Origin of the sequence: Pseudomonas cichorii (genome assembly GCF_003700275.1) — a bacterium.
GTDB classification, from domain to species: Bacteria; Pseudomonadota; Gammaproteobacteria; order Pseudomonadales; family Pseudomonadaceae; genus Aquipseudomonas; species Aquipseudomonas cichorii_B.
Genome location: NZ_RBRE01000080.1, coordinates 1 through 25,674, shown reverse-complemented (window position 1 = coordinate 25,674; position 25,674 = coordinate 1). Strand labels below are relative to the sequence as shown.

Below are 25,674 nucleotides of genomic sequence, written 5' to 3'. Positions count from 1 at the left end.
CTATGGACACCAAACTACTCGATATCCTCGCTTGCCCGATCAGCAAGGGGCCGTTGAAGCTCAGCGCCGACAAGACCGAGCTGATCAGCAAGGGCGCAGGCCTGGCCTACCCGATTCGTGATGGCATTCCGGTGATGCTGGAAAGTGAAGCGCGCACCCTGTCTGCCGAGGAGCGTCTGGATAAATGACAACTGCTTTCACTGTTGTCATTCCGGCGCGTTTCGGTTCCAGCCGTTTTCCCGGCAAGCCGCTGAAAACCATTGCCGGCAAGCCGATGATCCAGCATGTCTGGGAGCAGGCCTGTAAAAGCAGTGCCGGACAGGTCGTGATCGCTACCGATGACGCACGGATTGTCGAGGCCTGCCAGGCATTTGGCGCGCAGGTCCTGATGACCCGTGACGATCACAACTCGGGCACCGACCGGCTGGCCGAAGTGGCCGAGCAGTTGGGGCTGGCGGCGGACGCCATTGTGGTCAATGTCCAGGGTGACGAGCCGATGATCCCGCCTGCGATCATCGATCAGGTGGCGGCCAATCTCGCTGCGCACCCTGAGGCGGGCATTTCGACGCTGGCCGAGCCGATCGATGACGTGGCTGCGCTGTTCAATCCGAATGTGGTCAAGGTCGTGAGCGATGTAAACGGCCTGGCCCTGACCTTCAGTCGCGCACCCTTGCCGTGGGCGCGGGATGCGCTGGCCAGAAGCCGGGACGAGTTGCCTGCAGGTGTTCCTTATCGTCGGCATATCGGGATCTACGCCTATCGCGCCGGTTTCCTGCATGACTTCGTCAGTTGGGGCCCCTGCTGGCTGGAAGATACCGAAAGCCTCGAACAGCTGCGGGCGCTGTGGAACGGCGTACGTATTCACGTAGCCGACGCTCTGGAAACGCCGCCTGCCGGTGTCGATACGCCTGAAGACCTTGAGCGTGTCAGACGCTTGCTGGAGGTTTGATGTCTGGTGGTTTCGTTCAACTGAAGGTGAGCGCATGACCTTGCAGGTACAGTCCGGGGTTTCCCTGAAGCCTTTCAATACCTTTGGCGTGGATGTGCAGGCGCAACTGTTTGCCGAGGCGCAGGACGACGAAGATGTGCGTCAGGCCCTGGCATATTGCGTCAGGCATGATGTTCCGCTGCTGGTGGTGGGTGGTGGCAGTAACCTGCTGCTGACCGACGATGTACGGGCACTGGTGCTGCGCATGGCCAGTCGCGGGATTCGCATCGTCAAGGAAGATTGCGGGCAGGGCATTGTCGAGGCGGAGGCGGGCGAGCCCTGGCATCCGTTCGTGCAATCCTGTCTGGAGCTGGGTTTTGCCGGCCTGGAGAACCTGAGCCTGATCCCCGGCACCGTTGGCGCTGCGCCGATGCAGAACATTGGTGCCTACGGGGTCGAGATCAAGGATGTCTTCCACAGCCTGACGGCGCTGGATCGGCAGAGCGGCGAGCTGCGCGAGTTTTCCCTGGAAGAGTGCCGTTTCGATTACCGTGACAGTATCTTCAAGCAGCAGCCCGGTCGCTGGCTGATTCTGCGTGTGCGCTTTGCCTTGAGTCGCACGCCTTCCCTGCATCTTGAATATGGGCCGGTTCGCCAGCGCCTTGAGCAGATGGGGATCAAGACGCCGAGTCCCTTTGATGTCAGCCGGGCCATCTGTGCGATTCGTAGTGAAAAACTGCCGGACCCTGCCGTTCTGGGCAATGCCGGAAGCTTCTTCAAGAACCCTTTGGTGAACGCTGAGCTGAGCGAAACCATCAAGCGTCAGTATCCGGGGCTGGTGGGTTATCCCCAGGCCGATGGCCGGGTCAAGCTGGCTGCCGGCTGGTTGATCGAACAGGCTGGCTGGAAGGGCTTTCGTGAGGGCGATGCAGGCGTGCATGCGCTTCAATCGTTGGTACTGGTCAATTATGGTCAGGCCAGCGGCCTGCAACTGCTGAATCTCGCCCGTCGGATTCAGGCGGATATCCTTGAGCGTTTTGGTGTGGCGCTGGAGATGGAGCCCAATCTGTATTGAGGTTGCACTTTCACGCTGGCCGCTGCCGGGCTGAAACGACAGGCACAAAAAAGCCCTACCTGCTCACACAGGTAGGGCTTTTTCATGGCTGAGGCTTAGACGAGGGGTTTAGGCTCGGTCTCTTTCTCGGCTTGAGGCTGTTGCTGCGCAGTCACTTCTTCAACCTTTTCCTCGGCAGCCTGTGGCTGGGCCGATTCTACTTCAGCAGCAACAGGTGCGGCTTCTGTGGTGGTTGCAGTGCTGGCGGCAGCTTCCTGACGACGACGCTCTTCTTCTTCGCGCTTGCGGCGACGAACTTCGCGAGGATCGTTAGGGGCGCGGCCATTGCTGCTGACTGCCGGAGCTTCGGCAACTACCGGCTCGGCTGCTGCCGGCTCAGGCTCGACGGCTTGTGGCGCGGCATAAGGAGCGGGCTCCTCCTGCACAAGCACAGGCTCGACGGCTGGTGCTGGCACTGGCAGCTCGGCGGATTCGGTCGCTGGTACGTCGGCTACAACCGGAGCTTCTACCGCAACTTCCGGTGTTGGCTCTGGCGTTGGCGTGAACGGTACGACGTTCTCGGCCTGTGGCGCTTCAAACAGTTCTGTCTGGGCTGCACGGGCTGGCGCTTCTACTGCGGCTGGCTGCACTTCGACTTCAGGTGCGGCTTCAACTGCAGGAGTCGTTTCGGCAAGCGGTGCTTCAACGGCTGGAGCTTCTGCAACTGCAGCTTCGATCACTGGCGTTTCGCTGACCGGAGCTTCTACAGCTTGAGCTTCGACCGGCTGTGCTTCGTCAGCAGGTGCCTGGGCCTGGGTTGCAGTCTCTGCAGAGGTATCGGCTGCTGCGTTGGCGCGTTCTGCCTGACGGTTGGCTTGCGCCTCGGCCGGAGCACTGATCACGCTGTCGGCGACCGCTGCGGTAACTGCCAGGCCTGCGGCCAGGTCGTCACTGCCTTCGTTCTCTTCGGAGCCTTCGATCACATTGCCATTGGCGTCACGCTGACGCTCGCGGCGGTTGCTGCGACGACGCTGACCACGGGAGCGACGACGAGGGCGGTCGCCTTCGCTGCCTTCCTGGTTGTCTTCGTTCAGCTCTTCATTGTTCAGCAGTTCTTCTTCGCTGGCTGCATCGGCAACCTGCTCGGCACGTTGTTGACGCTCTTCACGCGGTGCACGTGGCTGGCGCTCTTCACGTGGTGCACGCTCAGGGCGTTCTTCACGTACGGCGGCCGGCGCGGCATCCAGAGGTTCACGCAGTTCGCGTACCGGACGCTCTTCGCGTGGCTTGCGCTCACGTGGTGCGCGTTCTTCGCGAGGCGCGCGAGGCTGGCGTTCTTCACGTGGTGCGGAATCGTCACGGGCTTCACGTGGCTCGCGCGGTTGACGCTCTTCACGCGGTGCACGCTCTTCGCGAGGGGCGCGTTCGGCACGCTCTTCACGTGGCGCACGTTCTTCACGCGGCTTGCGCTCTTCGTCGCGACGGTTGGTGCGGCCACGGCTTTGTTGACGACCGTTGCGGCGCTCTTCGTTGCGGGCAGGGCGCTCGCTGGCCGGTTTTTCCACGACCACCGGAGCGACTGGTTCTTCCTTGGTGGCGAACAGGCTGACCAGGGATTTCACCAGGCCCTTGAACAGGCTTGGTTCGTGGGCAACCGGTGCTGCGACCGGAGCTGCAGCCTGGGCCGGAACCGGGGCGTTGGCGCGCGGCGGAGCGGTCTTGACGGCGGCTTCCTGGCGAACCAGGGTGCGTGTTGCAGCGGCTTGCGGTGCAACTTCTTCCACTTCGGCAGCGGCAGCAGCGATTTCGTAGCTGGTCTGGTTGTTGTGGGCTTCCGGGCTGTCATCGCGCAAACGCTGCACTTCAAAGTGCGGTGTTTCCAGATGATCGTTCGGCAGGATGATGATCCGTGCACGGGTGCGCAGTTCGATCTTGGTGATCGAGTTGCGTTTCTCGTTGAGCAGGAACGCGGCGACCGGGATCGGCACCTGGGCGCGCACTTCGGCAGTGCGGTCTTTCAGGGCTTCTTCTTCGATCAGGCGCAGGATTGCTAGCGACAGGGATTCGACGTCACGGATGATGCCGGTGCCATTGCAACGCGGGCAGACGATGCCGCTGCTTTCACCCAGGGAAGGGCGCAGGCGCTGACGGGACATTTCCAGCAGGCCGAAGCGCGAGATGCGACCGACCTGAACACGGGCGCGGTCGGCTTCCAGGCTTTCGCGGACTTTCTCTTCCACGGCGCGCTGGTTCTTGGCAGGCGTCATGTCGATGAAGTCGATGACGATCAGGCCGCCGATGTCGCGCAGGCGCAACTGACGGGCGATTTCTTCGGCGGCTTCGAGGTTGGTCTGCAGGGCGGTTTCTTCGATGTCGCTGCCTTTGGTGGCGCGCGCCGAGTTGATGTCGATGGACACCAGGGCTTCGGTCGGATCGATGACGATGGAGCCGCCGGAAGGCAGTTCGACGACGCGCTGGAAGGCGGTTTCGATCTGGCTTTCGATCTGGAAGCGGTTGAACAGCGGAACGCTGTCTTCATACAGCTTGATCTTGCTGGCGTACTGCGGCATTACCTGACGGATGAAGGTCAGGGCTTCTTCCTGGGCTTCGATGCTGTCGATCAGGACTTCACCGATATCCTGGCGCAGGTAGTCGCGGATGGCGCGGATGATGACGTTGCTTTCCTGGTAGATCAGGAATGGCGCGGCGCGATCCAGGGACGCTTCCTTGATGGCGGTCCAGAGTTGCAGCAGGTAGTCGAGGTCCCACTGCATTTCTTCGCTGCTGCGGCCCAGGCCGGCAGTGCGCACGATCAGGCCCATGTCGGCAGGGGCGATCAGGCCATTGAGGGCTTCGCGCAGTTCGTTGCGCTCTTCGCCTTCGATGCGGCGCGAGATGCCGCCGGCACGCGGGTTGTTCGGCATCAGGACCAGATAGCGGCCAGCCAGGCTGATGAAGGTGGTCAGGGCTGCGCCCTTGTTGCCACGTTCTTCTTTCTCGACCTGGACGATGACTTCCTGGCCTTCGCTCAGGACGTCCTTGATGTTTACGCGGCCTTCAGGAGACTTCTTGAAGTATTCGCGAGAGATTTCCTTGAGGGGCAGGAAGCCATGGCGCTCGGAGCCGAAATCGACGAAAGCGGCCTCCAGGCTTGGCTCGATGCGGGTGATCCGGCCTTTATAGATATTGGCCTTCTTCTGTTCGCGAGCACCGGACTCGATATCCAGGTCGTAGAGGCGCTGGCCGTCTACCAGAGCAACACGCAACTCTTCGGGTTGAGTTGCGTTAATCAACATTCTTTTCATGTAGTACCGTCGGTTTCCGGGCTGCCGGAAACGGCGTTCGGCACACACGACTTCTCACGGTCGGTGTCAGGGCACGTCAAGAGTGTCGGGACACTCCATTGTCTAGCGATGTTTTCGATCAGAAGGATCGAAGCGTCGCGACGACGTTTCCTGTTTGCTGGGGTGACAAAAGGCACCCTTTACAGCAAAAACTTTGTCAGGAGGAGGAATCGACCATCGGTAGCGGACGAGATGAAGCGTCTAGAACAAGCCTTGTGCTACACAGTCCGATGGTTGTGCATCTCCACCCTACACGTATCCCTGATAATTCGGGTGCTGCCGCGCGCAGAATCCGCAGCGGGTTGGCATTTACCGCGAGCCTCTATTGGAAGTTCGCGCATCATGGCTTGAGGCGTTGTTCCCGAAACATTCGCTCGTAGTGTCTGGAAGCGACTGCACTTTGTGAACTGGCCGTGAATTATGCGCGCTGAAGGCGAGTGGTTACTCTGCGATCGGGCGTGTTTCAGGCCTCATGTCACCTGCGCTCGTTACGTTTCCAGCGTGCTCCGTTGTCACCGAAAGCCTCGTAGGACGGCCTCCCGTCCTCGTGAATTGCGTTGGTCAGGGCCGGTTGTCAACCGTTTGTCCGCTGTCCGGCCGCTTTTGGCGGCGTTCGCGACTATAGCAGCAATCATTAAGTGCTTCAAATCCATAAAAAATTGTTATGATTTGCCGCATGACGAATATTGCCCCCCCAACCCCCGGCGTTCAGCTGGTAGAGGTTGCCCCGGAACTTGCCGGTCAACGCATCGATAACTTTCTGATCACTTATCTCAAGGGTGTGCCCAAGACCTTGATTTACCGCATTTTGCGCAAAGGCGAAGTGCGTGTGAACAAGGGGCGGATCAAGCCCGAGTACAAGTTGCAGGCGGGCGACATTGTTCGCGTCCCGCCTGTGCGCGTGCCTGAGCGTGACGAGCCTGTGCCGGTCGCACAGGGCCTGTTGCAGCGCCTTGAGGCGGCCATTGTCTACGAGGATAAGGCCCTGATCGTGCTCAACAAGCCGGCTGGCATTGCCGTGCATGGCGGCAGCGGTCTGAGTTTCGGTGTCATCGAGGCCTTTCGCCAATTGCGTCCCGACGCCAAGGAGCTGGAGCTTGTGCACCGACTTGACCGGGACACTTCCGGCCTGCTGATGATCGCCAAGAAGCGCAGCATGTTGCGCCACCTGCATGCGGCCTTGCGCGGCGACGGTGTGGACAAGCGCTACATGGCGCTGGTGCGTGGCCACTGGGCGACGGCCCAGAAGCAGGTCAACGCGCCGCTGCTCAAGAGCAACCTGCGCTCGGGCGAGCGCATGGTCGAGGTCAACGACGAAGGCAAGGAGGCTCTGACGATTTTCAAGGTCCTGCGACGTTTCGGCGATTTCGCGACCATGGTCGAGGCCAAGCCGGTAACCGGCCGCACCCACCAGATTCGTGTTCATACATTGCATGCCGGGCACGCGATTGCCGGCGATACCAAGTACGGCGATGAAGATTTCAGTAGCGAGATTCGAGACCTGGGCGGCAAGCGCTTGTTCCTGCATGCCTATATGCTGACCGTGCCCTTGCCGGACGGGGGTGAGCTGAAGTTGCAGGCCCCGGTCGACGAGATGTGGGCCAAGACCGTGGAGCGTTTGAGTGCGCCGTGACTATGATCTGTTGATTTTCGATTGGGACGGTACGCTGGCCGACTCGGTCGGTCGTATCGTCGAAGCCATGCGCACCGCGGCAATTGGCGGCGGGATGCAGGCCCGCGACGATCAGGCGATCAAGGGCATTATCGGCCTCGGCCTGCCGGAAGCGATTCGTACGCTTCATCCGGAGATTTCTCCGAATGAGCTGCTCGAATTCCGTCAGCGCTATGCCGACAGTTACATGGAAATGGACAAGGTGCCATCTCCGCTGTTTGCCGGCGTGCGCGAGTCGATCCAGGCGTTTCGCGATGAGGGATATCGCATTGCGGTCGCCACCGGCAAGGCACGGCGCGGTCTGGATCGCGTCCTGAAGTCCAATGACTGGGTGGATTTCTTCGATATCACCCGGGCTGCCGATGAAACCGCCAGCAAGCCCGATCCTCTGATGCTGCATGAAATCATGGCGCATTGCGGTGTGGCGCCCGAGCGTTCGCTGATGGTCGGCGATTCGTCCTTCGATCTGCTGATGGCGAACAACGCCGGCATGGATTCGGTTGCGGTTGGCTATGGCGCGCAATCCATGGATTCGCTGCGAGAGTTCAAGCCGCGACTGTGCATTGATAGTTTTTCTGAGTTGCGCACCTGGTTGGGTGAGCGCGGCGTTTAGTCTTCGAGGTTGGAGTAAGTGAAGTATGTCTGACGAATGGAAAGCGCCTGCCTCGCAAAAAGCAGATGATGCTGTTGATGGCAAGGAAGATGCGAAAAGCTGGAAGCTGCTGGAAAAGACCTTGCTGGCCGGTGTTCAGGAGCAGCGTCGTGCGCGTCGCTGGGGTATCTTTTTCAAATTCCTGACCTTTGCCTACCTGTTCACCATGTTGCTGCTGTTCACGCCGCTGATGAGCCTTGATAAGAGTGCTTCGCGCAGTGCAAGCCATACTGCGCTGATCGAAGTGCAGGGCATGATCGCCGACAAGGAATCGGCCAGCGCCGACAATATTGTCGGCAGCCTGCGCACGGCCTTCGAGGATGCCAAGACCAAGGGTGTGATTCTGCGTATCAACAGTCCGGGCGGCAGTCCTGTTCAGTCGGGCTATGTCTATGACGAGATCCGTCGTCTGCGCGCTGAAAAGCCGAATATCAAAGTCTATGCGGTCATCACTGACCTCGGCGCCTCGGGTGCTTATTACATCGCCAGTGCGGCTGATCAGATCTACGCCGACAAGGCCAGTCTGGTGGGTTCGATTGGTGTGACGGCGGCCGGTTTCGGTTTTGTCGGCGTCATGGAAAAACTGGGTGTGGATCGTCGTACCTACACCTCGGGTGAGCACAAGGCGTTCCTCGATCCGTTCCAGCCGCAGAAGGCTGATGAAACCCGGTTCTGGCAGAGCGTGCTGGATACCACGCACCGTCAGTTCATCGCCAGCGTCAAGCAGGGGCGCGGTGACCGTCTCAAGGACAAGGAGCATCCCGAGTTGTTCTCCGGGCTGATCTGGACTGGCGAGCAGGCTGTAGCGCTGGGGCTGGTCGATGGTCTGGGCAGTGCGAGTTATGTGGCGCGTGAAGTGATCGGTGAGAAGGAAATCGTCGATTACACCATTCAGGAGTCGCCTTTTGACCGCTTCTCCAAGAAGCTGGGTGCCAGTATCGCTGAGCGGATTGCGATATGGGCCGGTTTTGCCGGGCCGACGTTGCGCTGATTGATGGCTGCTGAGTAAACAACAACCCGACCATTGGTCGGGTTGTCTGTTTCTGGTTCAGGGAATGCGCACGCCTTCATTTATAAGCATGTCCACCAGACGAATCAGTGGCAGGCCGATCAGGCTGGTGGCGTCACTGCCTTCGGTGCTGCGGAACAGGCTTACGCCCAATCCTTCGGCCTTGAAGCTGCCGGCGCAGTCGAAAGGTTGTTCGGCGTGCAGGTAGCGTTCGATGCTGGCTTTATCCAGATCGCGCATGTGTACGCTGAACGGTACGTAATCGACCTGGCAGTGGCCGGTGCTGCTGTTGAGCAGGGCCAGGCCGGTGAGGAAGGTGACGGTGGTGCCGCTGGCCGCCGACAATTGTTCCAGGGCGCGCTCGAAGGTGTGCGGCTTGCCGAGGATCTGTCCGTCCAGCACGGCCACCTGATCGGAGCCTATGATCAGATGGTCCGGAAATTCGCTGGCAAGCGCCTCGGCCTTTTCCCTGGAGAGTCGCTGCACAAGCGCTGTGGCGCTCTCGTCAGGGTGGTGGCTTTCGTCGATATCGGGCGATTTGCAGGCGAACGGCAGGCGCAGGCGGCCAAGCAGTTCGCGGCGATAAGGTGAGCTGGAGGCGAGAAGCAGGGATGGCATACGGTTCTCCGTGGGCTGAACGCCGATTCTAATGAGAGGCGCTAGTTGCGAACAGGCCTGAATTTCCTTTGACATGCCAAGGGGGCATCCCTAGAATGCTGCGCCTATGTTGAATGACCCGATTCCACCTCACGTTGACCCGCGCAAATTGGCTGATCGTGGCACTACCCTTCAAGGTGAAGTGCTGCTGGCCGATTTGGAGAGACTCTGCGACCCGCTTTCCGACAATGTCGGTACGGTGCAGGCGAAATTCGTTTTTGAGCGTGACGAGCGCCGGTCTGTGGTTATCCACAGCTCCATCGACGTCTCGGTCAAGATGGTTTGCCAGCGTTGTCTTGAGCTGGTCACCCTGCCGATCCACAGCGAATGCAGTTACGCGGTGGTGAAGGAGGGTGCGAATACCCAGTCGTTACCGAAAGGTTATGACGTGCTGGAACTGGGCGAAGATCCATTGGATCTGCTGGCATTGATCGAGGAAGAGCTTTTGCTTGCCTTGCCGATTGTGCCTGCTCATCATCCGGAAGAATGCCAGCAACCGGCGGGTCTCGATGAGCCCGAACCGAGCGTGGACGAGGTAACGCGGTCCAACCCGTTCAGTGTATTGGCGCAGTTAAAGCGTGACCCAAACGTTTAGGAGTTAATCATTATGGCTGTTCAGCAGAACAAAAAATCCCGCTCTGCCCGTGACATGCGTCGTTCGCACGACGCTCTTGAGGCAAGCACTCTGTCCGTAGAAAAGACCACCGGTGAAGTTCACCTGCGTCACCACGTATCGCCAGAAGGCGTATACCGTGGCCGTAAAGTGATCGACAAGGGCGCTGACGAGTAATTTCTTGTCCGCTCCGATCATAGCGATCGACGCAATGGGCGGGGACTTCGGTCCCCGCAACATTGTTCAGGCAAGCCTCGCGTGCCTGACTGCAACGCCCTCGCTTCATCTGGCCCTCGTCGGCCAAGCTCCCCTCATTGAAGAACTGATCTCCCTCCATTCCGGTGTGGATCGCTCGCGCCTGCATATTGTTCATGCAAGCGAAGTGGTCACCATGGATGAGCGTCCGTCGCAGGCGTTGCGTGGCAAGCCTGATTCCTCGATGCGGGTTGCGTTGGGGCTGGTGGCCGACGGTCAGGCCCAGGCCTGTGTCAGCGCCGGCAATACCGGGGCGTTGATGGCGTTGTCGCGTTTTGTGCTCAAGACCCTGCCGGGTATCGACAGGCCGGCGATGGTTGCCGCCATACCTACCCGCAATGGCTATTGTCAGTTGCTGGACCTGGGGGCCAACGTCGATTGTACGGCCGAGGCTCTTTATCAGTTTGCCGTGATGGGTGCAGTCACTGCCGAGGCGCTGGGGGTTGTGAATCCCAGGGTTGCCCTGCTCAATGTCGGCACCGAGGACATCAAGGGCAACCAGCAGGTGAAACTGGCGGCCGGGCTGCTGCAGGCGGCTGGCGGGCTCAACTACATCGGTTTCGTCGAGGGCGATGGCCTGTATCGTGGCGAAGCGGATGTGGTGGTCTGTGACGGATTTGTCGGCAATGTGCTGCTCAAGTCCAGCGAAGGGCTGGCGACGATGATTGCTGCGCGAATGGATGAGCTGTTCAGGCGCAACCTGATGACCAAGGCGGTAGGTGCTCTGGCGATGCCGTTGTTGCGGCGTCTGCAGGCCGAGCTGGCACCCGCCCGGCACAATGGTGCGAGCCTGCTGGGCCTGCAGGGCATTGTGGTCAAGAGTCACGGGTCGGCCAGTGCCGAGGGCTTCGAGAGTGCGATTCAGCGTGCCTTGATCGAGGTTCGGGAAAACCTGCCGCAACGCCTGCGCGGGCGGCTTGAGGTGCTGCTGAAAAGTGGCGGTTCCTGAAAATGTGACGCAATCGACTGCCCAGTCATCCAAACGTGCAGTCACGCAAATTTGAATTCCCGCGTTCGACAGGTTCGGACGCTTATTTTTTTCGACGACAACAATTCAGAGGCCTGTTACATGTCTGCATCCCTCGCATTCGTCTTTCCGGGTCAAGGATCGCAATCGCTCGGCATGCTCGCCGAGCAGGGCGCTCAGCATCCGTTGATCCTCGATACCTTTGAGCAGGCATCCGATGCCCTGGGTTATGACCTCTGGGCGTTGACCCAGCAAGGTCCGGTCGAGTCCCTTAACCAGACCGACAAGACCCAGCCCGCAATCCTGACCGCTTCCGTTGCCTTGTGGCATGTGTGGCTGGCCGAAGGTGGTGCGGTTCCGGCGTTCGTTGCCGGTCACAGCCTGGGAGAATACAGTGCGCTGGTCGCATCCCAGAGTCTGAGTCTTGCCGATGCGGTCAAGCTGGTCGAGCGCCGTGGTCAGTTGATGCAGGAAGCTGTGCCGGCCGGTCAGGGCGGCATGGCTGCCATCCTGGGGCTGGATGATGCCGATGTCATCGCTGCCTGTGCCGAAGCGGCGCAGGGCGAAGTGGTCAGCGCCGTGAACTTCAACTCGCCGGGCCAGGTCGTGATTGCCGGTGCCGCCGAGGCGGTGAAGCGTGCGATGGAACTGTGCAAGGCGCGCGGCGCGAAACGTGCATTGCCATTGCCGGTCAGTGTTCCTTCCCATTGCGAGTTGATGCGTCCGGCAGCCGAGCGTTTTGCCGAGTCCATCGAGGCGATCGACTGGCAGGCGCCGGTCATCCCTCTGGTGCAGAATGTCAGCGCCAGCGCAGTGAATGATCTGGCTACGCTCAAGCGTGATTTGCTGGAACAGTTGTACAAGCCTGTACGCTGGGTGGAATCCGTCCAGTGCCTGGCCAGCCATGGTGCGACCCAGTTGGTGGAATGTGGGCCGGGCAAGGTGTTGGCTGGTCTGAACAAGCGTTGCGCCGAAGGCGTGATTACCTACAACCTGGATACCCCGGATGCCTTTGCCGCCGCACGTGCGGCACTGGCCTGATTAGGAGAAGCTTGCATGAGCCTGCAAGGTAAAGTTGCACTGGTGACTGGTGCCAGTCGTGGTATTGGTCAAGCCATCGCTCTGGAGTTGGGGCGCAACGGCGCTGTCGTCGTGGGTACCGCGACTTCCGAGTCGGGTGCCGAGCGCATCAGCGCTGCATTCAAGGAAAACGGCATCGAAGGCTTCGGCCTGATGCTGGATGTCTGCAATGCAGAGTCTGTCGATTCGGTTCTGGCAACGATTCAGGAGCGTGTCGGTGCGCCGCTGATTCTGGTCAACAATGCCGGTATCACCCGCGATAATCTGATGATGCGCATGAAAGATGACGAGTGGCATGATGTCGTCGATACCAACCTGAACAGTCTGTTCCGCCTGTCCAAGGGCGTGCTGCGCGGCATGACCAAGGCGCGTTGGGGTCGTATCATCAGCATTGGCTCTGTTGTCGGTGCCATGGGCAACGCAGGTCAAGTAAACTACGCATCTGCCAAGGCAGGTCTGGAAGGTTTCAGTCGTGCGCTGGCTCGTGAAGTCGGTTCGCGTTCGGTAACTGTCAACTCGGTGGCGCCAGGCTTCATCGATACGGACATGACGCGCGAGCTGCCGGAAGCCCAGCGTCAGTCGCTGATCACGCAGATCCCTCTGGGGCGTCTGGGTCAGGCTGAAGAGATTGCACATGTTGTCGCTTTTCTTGCGTCCGAAGGCGCAGGTTACGTTACCGGGGCTACAATCCCGGTGAACGGCGGGATGTACATGAGCTAAAAGTGGATGTTCGTTTCAAAAAGTGTCATGCGAGCTGTCTAAAATCCGTTGTAAAACTGCAATCTACAAATAGGTAATCGGGCGGGTGGGGTCAGGTCGAGGAGCGTGAAGCTTGAAATAGGCAAAACCTCTTCTATACACTTAGCCACTGGCCAGATGCCTGAATATTTCCACTAGGAGTTAAAACTAGGTATGAGCACCATCGAAGAGCGCGTCAAGAAAATCGTTGCCGAGCAACTTGGCGTCAAGGAAGATGAAGTCGTTAACACCGCTTCCTTTGTTGAAGACCTGGGTGCTGACTCCCTGGACACCGTTGAGCTGGTAATGGCTCTGGAAGAGGAATTCGAGACCGAAATCCCTGACGAAGAAGCGGAAAAGATCACCACCGTTCAAGCTGCTATCGATTACGTCAACGCCAACAAAGGCTAAGACTTTGTAATCGTTGTTGCTGTGATGTGAAAACCGCACTGCTGTTACCGGCGTGCGGTTTTTTCTTTGAAAACGCGATGTTTTGTCAACAATAGAGAAGGAGAGTCCTGTGTCGCGTAGACGCGTCGTGGTCACCGGGATGGGCATGCTTTCGCCACTGGGTAATGATGTACCCGGCAGTTGGCAAGGTATTCTGGCGGGCCGCAGTGGCATTGGCCTTATCGAGCACACTGACCTTTCGGCTTTTACCACCCGTTTTGGTGGTTCGGTCAAGGGGTTCAATGTCGAAGAATATCTGGCGCCGAAGGAAGCTCGTCGGCTCGATCTCTTTATTCAGTATGGTCTGGCAGCCAGCTTTCAGGCTGTGCGTAATGCCGGTCTTGAGGTTACGGATGCCAACCGCGAGCGCATTGGCGTTGCCATGGGTTCGGGTATCGGTGGCCTGACCAACATCGAAAACAGCAGTCGTCTGCTGCACGAGCAGGGCCCTGGACGGATTTCCCCGTTCTTTGTACCTGGCTCGATCATCAATATGATTTCCGGTTTTCTGTCCATCCACCTGGGTGTACAGGGGCCTAACTATTCCATAGCGACAGCGTGCACCACAGGCACTCACTGTATCGGTATGGCCGCACGCAACATCGCCTATGGCGAAGCTGACGTGATGATCGCCGGTGGCGCTGAAATGGCGGCCTGCGGTCTGGGCATGGGTGGCTTCGGTGCTGCACGTGCATTGTCTACCCGCAACGACGATCCGACGCGCGCCAGTCGTCCATGGGACAAGGGGCGTGACGGTTTCGTCCTGTCCGACGGCTCGGGCGCCATGGTGCTCGAAGAGCTGGAACACGCCAGGGCGCGTGGAGCAACCATCTACGCCGAGCTGGTCGGTTTCGGTACCAGTGGCGATGCTTATCACATGACCTCGCCACCTGAGGACGGCGCCGGTGCGGCCCGCTGTATCGTCAATGCGCTGCGCGATGCGAAGCTCAATGTCGATCAGGTCCAGTACATCAATGCCCACGGCACTTCGACGCCGGCCGGCGACCTGGCTGAAGCCTCGGCGATCAAGTCGGTATTTGGCGATCACGCCTACAAACTGGCCGTCAGTTCCACCAAGTCCATGACCGGTCACCTGCTGGGTGCCGCAGGCGCTGTCGAGGCGATTTTCAGTGTGCTGGCGATCACTGACCAGGTGGCTCCGCCGACCATCAACCTCGATGAGCCTGACGAAGGCTGTGATCTGGACTTCGTGCCGCATGAGGCGCGTCGCATGCCGATCGATGTTGCAATCTCCAACTCCTTCGGATTTGGTGGTACCAATGGCTCGCTGGTGTTCCGTCGGTTCAGCGAGTGATGCTCGACTGGGTCAATGGTTGTCCCGCAGATACTCTGTCCCTCAGGGACAGAGGTCTGGCCTACGGCGATGGGGTATTTGAAACCATTGCCGTGCGCAACGGTGTGGCATTGCTGTTCGAGCGTCATCTGCAGCGTCTTGAAATATCTTGTGATCGTTTGGCTATCCCGTTCGATCAGGCATTGCTTCGGAGCGAAATGACCTGCTTCGCCGAGCAACTGGGCGAAGGCGTCATGAAGCTGATCCTGACCCGCGGCGACAGTCAGCGTGGTTATGCTCCAGCCCCCGATACGCAACCGCGGCGCATCCTGCAGGGTGCGGCGGCGCCTGTATATCCGCCAGCCCATGCCCGGCAGGGCGTGCGTCTTTTCCCTTGTCAGACCCGTCTCGCCGAGCAGCCGCTGCTGGCCGGCCTCAAGCACCTGAACCGCCTGGAACAAGTGCTGGCCCGTTCCGAGTGGCAGGACAGCGAGCATGCCGAAGGCCTCATGTGCGATACCTCCGGTCGCTTGATCGAAGGCGTCTACAGCAACCTGTTCCTGGTTCGTGACGGAGTCTTGCTGACCGCTGACCTGAGTCGCTGCGGCGTGGCCGGGGTGATGCGTGCCGAGTTGCTGGATCAGGCACGAAATCAGGGGATTGCTGTCGATATCCGTGACCTGCACTTGTCCGACCTGGAACAGGCGGACGAGCTGTTTTTATGCAATAGCGTTTATGGCGTGTGGCCGGTGTGTGGCTTTTCAAGGCTGAACTGGCCGGTTGGTCCGCTCACCCGTAAACTGCAAGACATTGCCCGAGCACTTCTGGATAACTGATTCGTGATCCGAAAAATATTGGTATTGCTGGAAATCGCTGCAGTCCTGGCAGGTCTGGCGCTGGGTTATGCCTGGTGGCAGCAGAGAGAAGCCTTGAACCAGCCCTTGAATGTTTCCCAGGAGCAGTTGCTGGACGTACCGGCTGGCTCTTCGCCTTCTGGGGTGTTGAATCGCCTGCAGGCCGATGGCGTGATCAAGGATGCCTTCTGGTTGCGTCTGTACTGGCGTTTCAATCTGGCCGAACAGCCGTTGCACAGTGGCGAATACCGCATGACGCCGGGCATGGACGTGCAGGCGCTGTTTGGCGTCTGGAAGCGCAAGGAAGTCGTGCAGTACAGCCTGACGCTGGTCGAAGGCTGGAACTTCCGTCAGGTCCGCTCCGCCTTGGCCAAACAACCCAAGCTTGAGCAAACCCTGTCCGGGCTGAGCGACAGCGAGCTGATGGCCCGGCTTGGCCATCCCGGTGTGTTCCCGGAAGGCCGCTTCTTTCCTGATACCTACCGCTATGTGCGCGGCATGAGCGATGCCGAGTTGCTCAAGCAGGCCTACAACCGCCTTGAGGATGTGCTGGAGGAGGAGTGGAGCAAGCGCGCGGAAAACTTGCCTTACAAGGATCCGTATCAGGCATTGATCATGGCTTCGCTGGTCGAGAAGGAAACCGGTGTTCCTCGCGAGCGTGGCGAAATTGCCGGCGTTTTCGTCCGTCGCCTGGGGTTGGGGATGCTGCTGCAGACCGACCCGACCGTGATCTATGGCATGGGCGAGCGCTATAACGGCAAGCTGACCCGTGCTCATCTGAAAGAGCCAACGCCTTACAACACCTACGTGATTGCCGGCCTGCCACCGACGCCGATTGCCCTGGCCGGACGCGAGGCGATCAATGCCGCTCTCAACCCGGTGTCGGGCAGCAGCCTGTACTTCGTGGCGAAGGGCGATGGCAGCCATGTATTTTCCGACGATCTGGACGCCCATAACGCGGCGGTACGCGAATACCAGATCAAGCGTCGTGCCGATTACCGCTCCAGCCCGGCGCCCGTTCCGACCGCGCCTGCCGGATCCGGTTCGCCCACCACCGAGGCTGAGCCTGCCGCTGCGCCCGAGACGCCGCCCGGCAATTCGGCCTCGCAATGAAGATAATTAAGGAACGCCTGTGACTGGCTTGTTTATCACCCTTGAAGGCCCGGAAGGCGCTGGCAAAAGCACCAACCGCGATTACCTGGCGGCGCAATTGCGCGCTCAGGGCATCGAGGTGTTGCTGACCCGTGAGCCCGGTGGTACGCCGCTGGCCGAGCGTATTCGTGAATTGCTGCTGACGCCCAGCGACGAGTCGATGTCGGCCGATACCGAGCTGCTGTTGGTGTTCGCCGCCCGCGCCCAGCATCTGGCCGAAGTGATCAAGCCCGCTCTGGCGCGGGGTGAAGTGGTACTGTGTGATCGTTTTACCGATGCGACCTATGCCTATCAAGGCGGCGGCCGTGGCCTGTCCCATGATCGCATTGCCGTGCTGGAAAGCTTTGTGCAGGGCAGCCTGCGCCCGGACCTGACCCTGGTGTTCGACTTGCCGGTGGAAGTCGGCCTGTCACGTGCGGCTGCCCGCGGCCGACTGGATCGGTTCGAGCAGGAAGGGCGGACGTTCTTCGATGCGGTGCGCAGCACCTATCTGGCCCGTGCCCAGGCCGAGCCTGCGCGCTATCGTCTGGTGGATGCGGCGCAGACCCTGGCTGAGGTTCAGCAGTCTCTCGATGCGTTGCTGCCTGAATTGCTGGAGCGCAGCCGTGGCTGAGGCTTATCCGTGGCAGGCGTCTCTCTGGCAGCAGATGGCCGGTCGTCCCCAGCATGCCCATGCCTACCTGTTGCACGGCCCTGTCGGGATCGGCAAGCGGGCGCTGGCCGAGCGTCTGATGCACAGCCTGCTGTGCCAGCGTCCCGAGGGGCTTGAGGCGTGCGGGCAGTGCAAATCCTGTCTGTTGCTGGCGGCTGGCAGTCATCCGGACAATTACGTGCTGGAGCCGGAAGAGGCTGACAAGCCGATCAAGGTCGATCAGGTGCGCGATCTGGTGAGTTTTGTCGTGCAGACTGCGCAAATGGGTGGCCGCAAGGTGGTGCTCATCGAACCGGTCGAGGCGATGAATATCAATGCCGCCAACGCCTTGCTGAAAAGCCTTGAAGAACCATCGGGCAATACCGTGCTGCTGCTGGTCAGTCATCAGCCCAGCCGTTTGCTGCCCACGATCAAAAGCCGTTGTGTCCAACAGGCCTGTCCGCTGCCCGGCCGGCAGGCCAGTCTGGAGTGGCTGACGAGCGCCTTGCCGGACTGCAGCGAAGACGAACGCCTGGAATTGCTGACCCTTGCTGCCGGTTCGCCGCTGGCTGCGGTCAAACTCCAGGCTCAGGGTATTCGTGAGCAGCGGGCGCAAGTCGTGGATGGCGTGAAAAAGCTGCTCAAGCAGCAGCAATCGCCGACCCAGCTTGCGGAAAGCTGGAAGGATATTCCGCTGTTGCTGCTCTTCGACTGGTTCTGCGACTGGTCGCAACTGATCCTGCGTTACCAGTTGACCGAAGACGAAGACGGGCTCGGCTTGAACGATATGCGCAAGGTTGTGCAGTATCTGGCGCAGAAGACTCCGCGCAGCAAGGTGCTGGATATTCAGGACTGGGTATTGGCGCAGCGGCAGAAGGTCATGTCCAAGGCCAATCTCAACCGCGTGCTGCTGCTCGAAGCCTTGCTGGTGCAGTGGGCAGGCCTGCCCGGACAGGCGTAGACTCGCAGACTTGGGAACCCTTGAGGAGTAGCAATGAGCTTGCCACCTAGTACAGGTCCACGTAACGGCATTCTGTCCCTGACCATCAAGGACAAGTCCGTGCTGTATGCGGCCTACATGCCGTTCATCAAGAATGGCGGCTTGTTCATTCCCACCAGCAAGAGTTACAAGCTGGGCGATGAAGTGTTCATGCTGCTCAATCTGATGGATGAGCCGGAGAAGGTGCCGGTGACCGGCAAGGTGACCTGGATCACTCCCAAGGGCGCGCAGGGCAACCGGGCTGCCGGGGTCGGCGTGCAGTTCAACGATGGCGACAATACCGCCCGTAACCTGATCGAAACCTATCTGGTCGGCGCTCTCAAGTCCGACCGTCCCACTCATACGATGTAGTTGCCTCTTTGCCCATGCTTGTAGATTCGCATTGTCACCTCGATCGTCTCGATCTCACCCAGCACGATGGCTCTCTGGACGCTGCCCTTGAAGCGGCGCGCGGCAGGGGTGTCGGGCATTTTCTGTGCATTGGCGTCAGCGCCGACAACGCCGGTGCTGTCAAAGCCCTGGCCGAGCGTTATGACGACGTGGATTGCTCGGTGGGTATTCACCCGCTCGATCTCAAGCCTGGCGAAGAGCCGGCGCTGGACTGGCTGCTCAATGAACTCAACCATCCTCGGGTGGTAGCGATTGGCGAAACGGGCCTTGATTACCACTATGAGCCTGAGGCCGCCGAGCTTCAGCAGGCGTCCTTTCGCCTGCACCTGGAAGCCGCCAGGGTTACCGGCAAGCCAGTGATCGTGCATACCCGCGGTGCGCGTGCCGATACGCTGAGTCTGTTGCGCGAGGCGGCCTTGCCACAGGCGGGCGTGCTGCATTGCTTCACTGAAGACTGGGACATGGCCAAGGCTGCCCTGGATCTGGGGTTTTATATTTCGCTGTCCGGCATCGTGACCTTCCGTAATGCCGATGCATTGCGTGATGTGGCGCGTCAGGTGCCCGTTGATCGCCTGCTGGTCGAGACCGATTCGCCTTATCTGGCGCCGATTCCTTATCGTGGCAAACCGAACCTGCCGCAATATGTGCGTGAGGTGGCCGAGTACCTGGCGATGCTGCGCGGCGAGTCTTACGAGCGCTTTGCCGAGCAGACCAGCGAAAACTTTGCCCGGCTGTTTCCGCTGGCGCGTGTACGCAAACCCTGAATTGCGGGCAAAAAAAACCCGGATTCTGGGGGGGGTGAAACCGGGTTAAGACCATTAGGAGTAAAACAAAGATGCGCTGTCCCTGAGCACCTTTACCGGTCTGTCATTTGGGGGGTATGACACGCCAGCGTTTTAAGTATTGATCAGGATTGTGAACCGTCCAGCCTTGATTGATCGTTTTTTAAACAGTTTTGGAATACTAAACCGGTTATTGAGTGCTCAATGAACGGCTCTTGTTGCTGACGCTTGCTCCTCTTCAGTAGAAATCACCCTATTTGAAATGAACTGCGCCGATAAGGCGTTAATAGTGATGTGTTTGCTTCCGTGCGTCCTGGACGTCCGGACGAGCCATCGTCTGTCCCGAGTGCCCCTGTTGTACTGCAAGGAGGCTGAGTTTTGAGGTTGGTTGAATGGAATTTTCCAATGGTTTCCTGCTGAGCCTTTCGCTGTGTCTTGACATAGGGCTGGCCAATATCGCGATGATTACACTTTCCATGCAGCGCGGTTTTTCCAGGGGGCTGCTGCTGGGGCTGGGGACTTGCGTAGGTGATCTGATCTACGCCGTGCTGGCCATGCTGGGCATGGCTGTGTTGCTGCAGTATGAAGCGGTTCGCTATGTGCTCTGGCTGGGAGGCTCGGCGGTTCTGGCCTATCTGTGCTTCAAGATGGTGGCCAGTGCGGTTGGTGTCAGTGGCGGGATCGAAAGTCGCGACGGGCAATGGGGCAAGACCGGCCCGGCGCTGTTCTTTCGCGGCATTGTCCTGGCCATGTCCTCGCCCAGTGCAATCCTGTGGTTTGCGGCGGTGGGTGGTGCGCTGATCGCCCGGCAGGGTTCCGATCTGTCCACGGCTTCGTCGTTTCTGGCAGGTTTTCTCGCGGCCGGCGTGGTCTGGTCGATTACCCTGTGCGCACTGGCTCATCAGGGCGGGCGGATCATGGGCGAGAAGATGCTCAAGTGGTCTTATATCGCCTCGGCGCTGATCTTTGCCTATTTCACCCTCTACGTCGTGATCAGTGGATACATGGAGTTCGTGGGCCGGCCTGCACTCCAGTAGACAGTAGGCAATTTGCACTTGAATTCGGCCATCGACCTTGAGATGGTCGGATGATCCGTGCAATCTGGCACCGTTTGGGCATAATACGCGGCTTCGATTTTGATCCCTACAGATCTCCTTATGCAGAAAGAACCTCGTAAGATCCGTGAATTTCGCCGCCGTGAGCAGGAAATTCTCGACACCGCGCTAAAGCTGTTCCTTGAGCAGGGTGAAGACAGTGTCACCGTCGAGATGATCGCGGATGCCGTGGGCATAGGCAAAGGCACGATCTACAAGCACTTCAAATCCAAGGCCGAGATCTATCTGCGGCTGATGCTCGACTACGAGCGCGATTTGAACGAGCTGCTGCACTCTGCCGATGTCGACAAGGACAAGGAAGCGCTGTCACGTGCCTACTTTGAATTCCGCATGCGCGATCCGCAGCGTTATCGTCTGTTCGATCGTCTGGAAGAGAAAGTCGTCAAGGGCAATCAGGTTCCCGAACTGGTCGAAGAGCTGCACAAGATCAGGGCCTCGAACTTCGAGCACCTGACCTTGCTGATCAAGGGCCGGATTACCGAAGGCAAGCTTGAAGACGTGCCGCCCTATTACCACTACTGCGCGGCCTGGGCGCTGGTGCATGGCGCGGTTGCGCTGTATCACTCGCCGTTCTGGAGCAATGTGCTGGAAGATCAGGAAGGCTTTTTTCACTTCCTGATGGATATCGGCGTGCGCATGGGCAACAAGCGCAAGCGCGACAGCGACCCGCAGCCTGATGTAAAGCCGGGGTCTGCCGACCAGTAGCAGCGGACTTGTCTGCGAAGACAGCATTCCAGGCGATCAATATATGTGGGATGCACCGGCCTCTCGCCAATGAATTCGATCCCACATTGACCCTCCCGCGTCCTGTTTGGCGCGGAAGCTGCATCCGACGACCATTCGCCGGTTTTCCGTCACCGGCATCTGGGAGAGTACGATGCGTAGCCTGGTTCTATTGCTGACGCTTTTGGCGTTGAGCGGGTGCATGAAAGTCAGTGATATGGGGGAGGGGGTTCGTGAGCAGTTCAGTGATGCGGGCCTGCTCGATCACAGCGAAACCCGTCGCCTGGGCAACTGGCGCGTTCAGCCGGACTCCTTCATCTATATCGCCCAGGGCGCTTTCGTGCCGCCAGGCCGCGCCTATCCGCGTCCCAACGTGGTCGCTGAAGAGGCGTTCAAGGGTTTTGTCGAATATTTCCCCATGGTCCGTCGCGCTCAGGCGCCGCTAGGCCTGGACGAAGCCATGATAGAGGCGCGTAGTGCCGGCGCGCATTACTTGCTCTACACGCGCTTTGCCAAGGCCGATGACCGTATCGGCACCTTCGATGAGTGGTCCGATCAGGAAGCAGTTGACCGTCTGGGGATCGACCATGGCGTCATTCAATTGATGCTGATCGAAACCAGCACACGCTATTTGATCGACAGCGCACGCATTCGCAGTCGTGGCGGATTGCTGACACTTTACGATACTCGCCCTGAAGATTTGCTTGGTCCGCCACTAGAGGACTACGCTCGTAGACTGTTGGGTGTAGAACGCTAGGGGCGGCACATGAGTGATTCAGGCAAGACCACCGATCTGCTTTCGCAGATCCCCGCAGGCAAAGGCTTGCCGCCTGTTCATTTGTGGAACCCGGATTTCTGTGGCGATATCGATATGCGTATCGCCCGTGACGGCACCTGGTACTACCTGGGAACGCCGATTGGCCGCAAACCCATGGTCCGTCTGTTTTCCACCATCCTGCGTCGTGATGGCGATGACTATTTTCTGGTCACGCCGGTGGAGAAGGTGGGCATCAAGGTCGATGACGCGCCGTTCATAGCTGTTGGCCTGCAAGTGAGTGGCGAAGGGGAAGGGCAGGTTCTGCGCTTTGTCACCCATGTCGAGGATGAGGTCGAAGCCGGGCCCGATCATCCGCTGCGGTTCTTGATCGATCCTGTCACCCAGGAGCCTTCGCCCTATGTGCATGTGCGCAGCAATCTCGAAGCCCTGATCCATCGCAATGTGTTCTATGAACTGGTCGAGCTGGCGGTTTCGCGTCAGCTGGACGGCCAGAATTGGCTGGGTGTATGGAGCCATGGCTCATTCTTCCCCATTGGCCTGGAGCCCTGAGTCTGTCTGGCCAGCATGGTTAATTGCCTGCTGGCATCGCGACAGTTAAAGTGCCGCTCCCTGTTTTGCCTGAGGTTTTTGCATGAGCCAGTCCTTTGATATCGCCGTGATCGGCGCCACCGGTACTGTCGGCGAAACCATCGTCCAGATTCTGGAAGAGCGCGATTTCCCGGTCGCCGGTCTGCACCTGCTGGCCAGTATCGATTCGGCAGGCCATTCCGTGCCTTTCAGAGGCAAGAACGTGCGCGTGCGGGAAGTCGATGAGTTCGATTTCAGTAAGGTTCGGCTGGCGTTTTTCGCCGCTGGCCCGGCAGTGACCCTGAGTTTTGCAGCCCGTGCGATTGCCGCCGGCTGCTCGGTGATCGACCTTTCCGGCGCGCTGCCTGCCGCTCAGGCGCCGCGGCTGATCCCCGAGGTCAATGCCGAACTGCTTGCTTCTGGCGCCGGTCCGCATCTGGTATGCAGTCCGAGTGCTTCGGCCACGGCACTGGCCATGGTGCTCGCGCCCCTGCGCAGCGTTATGGATCTGCTCAGCGTCAATGTCACGGCCTGTCTTGCCGTTTCCACGCTGGGGCGCGAAGGGGTTGCCGAACTGGCCCGTCAGACGACCGAGCTGTTGAATGTTCGTCCCCTTGAAACCCGTTTCTTCGATCGGCAGATGGCTTTCAATCTGTTGGCACAGGTTGGCGCGCCGGATGAATCGGGTCACGTGCCGCTGGAAAGACGCCTGGTCGAGGAGGTGCGCGAATTGCTGGCGTTGCCTGCGCTCAAGGTGTCGGCCAGTTGCATCCAGGTGCCGGTTTTCTTCGGCGACAGTTTCAGTGTTTCGGTCCAGGCTGCGGAGCCTGTAGACCTGGCAGCGGTCAATGAACTGCTGGAATCTGCACCGGGTATCGAGCTGGTCGATGCGGGTGATTACCCGACCCCGGTGGGCGATGCCGTAGGTCAGGATGTGGTTTATGTAGGGCGTGTGCGTGCGGGAATCGACGATCCGCAGCAACTTAATGTGTGGCTTACTTCAGATAATGTTCGTAAAGGTGCTGCTCTGAATGCTGTCCAGGTTGGCGAATTGTTGATAAAAGGCTATGTGTAAAAGATACTTGGCAACAATTTGAAGAATATTTCTAGCGGCGCTATGCCTTACACCCAATGCAGGACTACCTCTCCGGATGCCGGGGAATCTTTAAACAAGGGATGGGCTATGGTTCAGGTTCGTAAACTGGTATTAGCAATTGCTGCGGCTTCGGCGCTGTCATCCGGGATGGCGCAGGCGTTGGGGCTCGGGGAATTGTCGGTCAAGTCGACCCTGAACCAGCCGTTGGTAGCCGAGATCGAATTGACTCAGGCGCAGGGCCTTGATGCTGCCCAGGTAGTTCCCAGCCTGGCAACCACGGCCGATTTCGCCCAGGCCGGTGTAACGCGACAGGCATTTCTCAATGACCTGACGTTTACCCCGGTTATCAATGCCAGCGGCAAGAGTGTCCTGCGCATTACGTCCAGCAAACCTGTGCGCGATCCCTATGTAAAGTTCCTGGTTCAGGTGCTGTGGCCCAATGGCCGCTTGCTGCGTGAATACAGTCTGCTGCTGGATCCGCCGAAATTCTCGCCAGAGGCCGCGGCAGCCGCTGCTGCAGCTTCTGCGCCGGCTGCCGCTCCCGCCCAGTTGCCAGCGGTTGCGCCGCCTGCGACAGCGCCTGCACCTGAGGCGGCTGCACCAGCCCCGGCTCCGGCTCCCGAGGTCGCCTTGCCGCCACCAGCCGTGGACAAGCCGGCACAATACGTAACCACCAATAACGATACGTTGTGGGAAATTGCCGCAAAAGTTCGTACGGGTGGAACGGTCCAGCAGACCATGCTGGCGATCCAGGCGCTGAACCCTGACGCTTTCATTGGCGGCAACATCAACCGTCTGAAGAAAGGCCAGGTGTTGCGTCTGCCGACGCCTCAGCAAACCACGGCGTTGCCTCAGCCTCAGGCGCTGGCGGAAGTTTCCCAGCAGTATCGGGCGTGGCGCGAAGGTCGCCGGTTGCCGGCGGGCACCCGTCAGGTCGATGCCACTCGCCGTGCGCGAGCCGGTGCCGCGCCTTCACAGGTTGAAACCCGTGACAACCTCAGTCTGGTTTCGGCCAGTGGCAAGCCTGCTGTCAAGGGTGCTGCCGGCGATGCCGATCTGAGCAACAAGCTGGCCGTGGCGCAGGAAGCGCTCGATACCTCGCGTCGTGACAATGCCGAGCTGAAAAGCCGCATGAACGATCTGCAAAGCCAGCTCGACAAGTTGCAGCGCCTCATTGAACTGAAGAACGATCAACTGACCAAGATGCAGACCGGTGCGCCTGCCGCGCCGGTCACTCCTGCGGCTTCTGCCAACCCGGCGGTCCCGGCTGCACTGGTCGATGCCAATGGTGCTCCGCTCAAGCCTGCGGGTGAAGTGGCGCCGGAAGATGCCTTGCCAGCGGTCGCTGCCCAGGTAACGGCGCCGCCTGCCGATCAGCCGCTGGCGGTCGAGCCTGTTGCCGCCGAGGAAGAAGACCCGCTGACCAGCATCCTGAACAACCCGGTGTTGTTGGGGTTGATTGGTGGTGGCGTGCTTCTGGCCCTGGCCCTGTTGTTCCTGTTCCTGGCACGTCGTCGCAATGCCAGGGCTGAGGCTGAAAAGCACAAGCGCATGGCGCGGGCCCTGGCTGAAGAGTCCGATTTCGTTTCCGACATGGATATGGACGTGCCGCAAGCCAGTTTCGACGGGCTCGATGTGTCGGCACCCAACGTCAAGATGGGAGCAGGTCCGGCTGCAGCAGCCGCTGCCGCGTCGCGCGAGCGCCCGGCTGATCCGCTGGTCCAGGCCGAGATTCATATCGCCTACGGCCGGATGAATCAGGCTGTCGAATTGCTGGAAGAGTCGGTCAAGGAAGATCCGGCGCGTGATGACATTCGCCGCAAGCTGATGGAAATCTACGCCGAGCAGGGTAACAACAAAGCCTATGCGGCCC

The 25,674-nt window shown here is 59.6% G+C and carries 27 protein-coding genes; 25 read left to right on the top strand and 2 right to left on the bottom strand.

The genetic code is table 11. The features are described 5' to 3' along the window. The first annotated feature begins 2 nt into the window (after positions 1 to 2). From ALQ04_RS20630 to murB, 3 genes are read left to right on the top strand one after another with little or no spacing between them, the layout of a single operon-like run. Positions 3 to 188, top strand: a complete 186-nt coding sequence (locus ALQ04_RS20630) for a Trm112 family protein (RefSeq protein WP_122317591.1) — start codon at positions 3 to 5, stop codon at positions 186 to 188. Further along, complete coding sequence (gene kdsB / locus ALQ04_RS20625) at positions 185 to 949, top strand: 3-deoxy-manno-octulosonate cytidylyltransferase (protein ID WP_122317590.1); 765 nt, start codon at positions 185 to 187, stop codon at positions 947 to 949. The genes ALQ04_RS20630 and kdsB overlap by 4 nt, the downstream gene beginning before the upstream one ends. A 34-nt stretch (positions 950 to 983) precedes the next feature. Beyond that, complete coding sequence (gene murB, locus ALQ04_RS20620) at positions 984 to 2,003, top strand: UDP-N-acetylmuramate dehydrogenase (RefSeq protein ID WP_122317589.1); 1,020 nt, start codon at positions 984 to 986, stop codon at positions 2,001 to 2,003. A 95-nt stretch (positions 2,004 to 2,098) separates the two neighbouring features. Here murB and rne read toward each other — a convergent pair whose 3' ends face one another. After that, a complete protein-coding gene (gene rne / locus ALQ04_RS20615; protein WP_409077281.1) occupies positions 2,099 to 5,287 on the bottom strand; it encodes a ribonuclease E in 3,189 nt (1,062 codons plus the stop codon). A gap of 715 nt (positions 5,288 to 6,002) precedes the next feature. On the opposite strand from rne, the gene rluC reads away from it, so the two are divergent. Genes rluC through sppA form a run of 3 tightly spaced genes read left to right on the top strand, consistent with a single transcriptional unit; the run spans position 6,003 to position 8,641 of the window. Then, entirely contained in the window at positions 6,003 to 6,959 is a 957-nt protein-coding gene (gene rluC, locus ALQ04_RS20610) for a 23S rRNA pseudouridine(955/2504/2580) synthase RluC (protein ID WP_122317587.1), read from the top strand. Further along, positions 6,949 to 7,611: an HAD-IIIA family hydrolase gene (locus ALQ04_RS20605; protein ID WP_122317586.1), complete on the top strand. Its 663-nt coding sequence runs from the start codon at positions 6,949 to 6,951 to the stop codon at positions 7,609 to 7,611. The genes rluC and ALQ04_RS20605 overlap by 11 nt, the downstream gene beginning before the upstream one ends. A gap of 25 nt (positions 7,612 to 7,636) precedes the next feature. Next, on the top strand, positions 7,637 to 8,641 hold the full coding sequence (gene sppA / locus ALQ04_RS20600) for a signal peptide peptidase SppA (RefSeq protein WP_122317585.1): 1,005 nt from the start codon (positions 7,637 to 7,639) through the stop codon (positions 8,639 to 8,641). 57 nt (positions 8,642 to 8,698) lie between these two features. Here sppA and ALQ04_RS20595 read toward each other — a convergent pair whose 3' ends face one another. Beyond that, on the bottom strand, positions 8,699 to 9,277 hold the full coding sequence (locus tag ALQ04_RS20595; RefSeq protein WP_183142235.1) for a nucleoside triphosphate pyrophosphatase: 579 nt from the start codon (positions 9,275 to 9,277) through the stop codon (positions 8,699 to 8,701). A 106-nt stretch (positions 9,278 to 9,383) separates the two neighbouring features. On the opposite strand from ALQ04_RS20595, the gene ALQ04_RS20590 reads away from it, so the two are divergent. The 19 genes from ALQ04_RS20590 to ALQ04_RS20500 all read left to right on the top strand — a co-directional run. Then, the gene (locus ALQ04_RS20590) at positions 9,384 to 9,911 is read left to right on the top strand and encodes a YceD family protein (RefSeq protein WP_095067405.1); all 528 of its coding nucleotides are present in this window, start codon (positions 9,384 to 9,386) and stop codon (positions 9,909 to 9,911) included. Positions 9,912 to 9,923: 12 nt separating this feature from the next. Beyond that, positions 9,924 to 10,106, top strand: coding sequence for a 50S ribosomal protein L32 (gene rpmF / locus ALQ04_RS20585; RefSeq protein ID WP_003179396.1), 183 nt, complete (start codon positions 9,924 to 9,926; stop codon positions 10,104 to 10,106). Between the two features lie 4 nt (positions 10,107 to 10,110). Then, positions 10,111 to 11,133, top strand: coding sequence for a phosphate acyltransferase PlsX (gene plsX / locus ALQ04_RS20580; RefSeq protein WP_122317583.1), 1,023 nt, complete (start codon positions 10,111 to 10,113; stop codon positions 11,131 to 11,133). A 120-nt stretch (positions 11,134 to 11,253) separates the two neighbouring features. Beyond that, complete coding sequence (fabD, locus tag ALQ04_RS20575) at positions 11,254 to 12,192, top strand: ACP S-malonyltransferase (protein ID WP_122317582.1); 939 nt, start codon at positions 11,254 to 11,256, stop codon at positions 12,190 to 12,192. Between the two features lie 15 nt (positions 12,193 to 12,207). Next, the gene (fabG, locus tag ALQ04_RS20570; RefSeq protein ID WP_122317581.1) at positions 12,208 to 12,951 is read left to right on the top strand and encodes a 3-oxoacyl-ACP reductase FabG; all 744 of its coding nucleotides are present in this window, start codon (positions 12,208 to 12,210) and stop codon (positions 12,949 to 12,951) included. A 192-nt stretch (positions 12,952 to 13,143) separates the two neighbouring features. Continuing rightward, positions 13,144 to 13,380 carry an acyl carrier protein gene (acpP, locus tag ALQ04_RS20565; protein ID WP_122317580.1) on the top strand — a complete coding sequence of 79 codons (237 nt, stop codon included), beginning with the start codon at positions 13,144 to 13,146 and terminating at the stop codon, positions 13,378 to 13,380. Between the two features lie 109 nt (positions 13,381 to 13,489). Next, the gene (gene fabF / locus ALQ04_RS20560) at positions 13,490 to 14,734 is read left to right on the top strand and encodes a beta-ketoacyl-ACP synthase II (RefSeq protein WP_122317579.1); all 1,245 of its coding nucleotides are present in this window, start codon (positions 13,490 to 13,492) and stop codon (positions 14,732 to 14,734) included. Then, complete coding sequence (gene pabC, locus ALQ04_RS20555) at positions 14,734 to 15,549, top strand: aminodeoxychorismate lyase (RefSeq protein ID WP_122317578.1); 816 nt, start codon at positions 14,734 to 14,736, stop codon at positions 15,547 to 15,549. The genes fabF and pabC overlap by 1 nt, the downstream gene beginning before the upstream one ends. Before the next feature lie 3 nt (positions 15,550 to 15,552). Next, complete coding sequence (gene mltG, locus ALQ04_RS20550) at positions 15,553 to 16,680, top strand: endolytic transglycosylase MltG (RefSeq protein ID WP_122317577.1); 1,128 nt, start codon at positions 15,553 to 15,555, stop codon at positions 16,678 to 16,680. 19 nt (positions 16,681 to 16,699) lie between these two features. Next, a complete protein-coding gene (gene tmk / locus ALQ04_RS20545; protein WP_122317576.1) occupies positions 16,700 to 17,332 on the top strand; it encodes a dTMP kinase in 633 nt (210 codons plus the stop codon). Next, positions 17,325 to 18,311, top strand: a complete 987-nt coding sequence (locus ALQ04_RS20540; RefSeq protein ID WP_122317575.1) for a DNA polymerase III subunit delta' — start codon at positions 17,325 to 17,327, stop codon at positions 18,309 to 18,311. Before tmk ends, ALQ04_RS20540 begins: the two co-directional genes overlap by 8 nt. A 33-nt stretch (positions 18,312 to 18,344) precedes the next feature. After that, complete coding sequence (locus ALQ04_RS20535; protein WP_122317574.1) at positions 18,345 to 18,701, top strand: PilZ domain-containing protein; 357 nt, start codon at positions 18,345 to 18,347, stop codon at positions 18,699 to 18,701. Between the two features lie 14 nt (positions 18,702 to 18,715). After that, the gene (locus ALQ04_RS20530; protein ID WP_122317573.1) at positions 18,716 to 19,504 is read left to right on the top strand and encodes a TatD family hydrolase; all 789 of its coding nucleotides are present in this window, start codon (positions 18,716 to 18,718) and stop codon (positions 19,502 to 19,504) included. A 410-nt stretch (positions 19,505 to 19,914) separates the two neighbouring features. Then, positions 19,915 to 20,559, top strand: coding sequence for a LysE family translocator (locus tag ALQ04_RS20525; protein ID WP_122317572.1), 645 nt, complete (start codon positions 19,915 to 19,917; stop codon positions 20,557 to 20,559). Between the two features lie 120 nt (positions 20,560 to 20,679). Next, a complete protein-coding gene (locus ALQ04_RS20520; protein ID WP_122317571.1) occupies positions 20,680 to 21,342 on the top strand; it encodes a TetR/AcrR family transcriptional regulator in 663 nt (220 codons plus the stop codon). 172 nt (positions 21,343 to 21,514) lie between these two features. Next, positions 21,515 to 22,117 (top strand): DUF4823 domain-containing protein, encoded by a 603-nt coding sequence (locus ALQ04_RS20515; protein WP_122317610.1) that lies wholly within the window; start codon positions 21,515 to 21,517, stop codon positions 22,115 to 22,117. 9 nt (positions 22,118 to 22,126) lie between these two features. After that, positions 22,127 to 22,687 (top strand): DUF1285 domain-containing protein, encoded by a 561-nt coding sequence (locus ALQ04_RS20510; RefSeq protein ID WP_122317570.1) that lies wholly within the window; start codon positions 22,127 to 22,129, stop codon positions 22,685 to 22,687. 82 nt (positions 22,688 to 22,769) lie between these two features. Beyond that, on the top strand, positions 22,770 to 23,780 hold the full coding sequence (locus ALQ04_RS20505; protein ID WP_122317569.1) for an aspartate-semialdehyde dehydrogenase: 1,011 nt from the start codon (positions 22,770 to 22,772) through the stop codon (positions 23,778 to 23,780). Between the two features lie 108 nt (positions 23,781 to 23,888). Beyond that, positions 23,889 to 25,674: FimV family protein (locus tag ALQ04_RS20500; RefSeq protein WP_147466617.1), on the top strand; the 1,786-nt coding region annotated here is incomplete at its 3' end.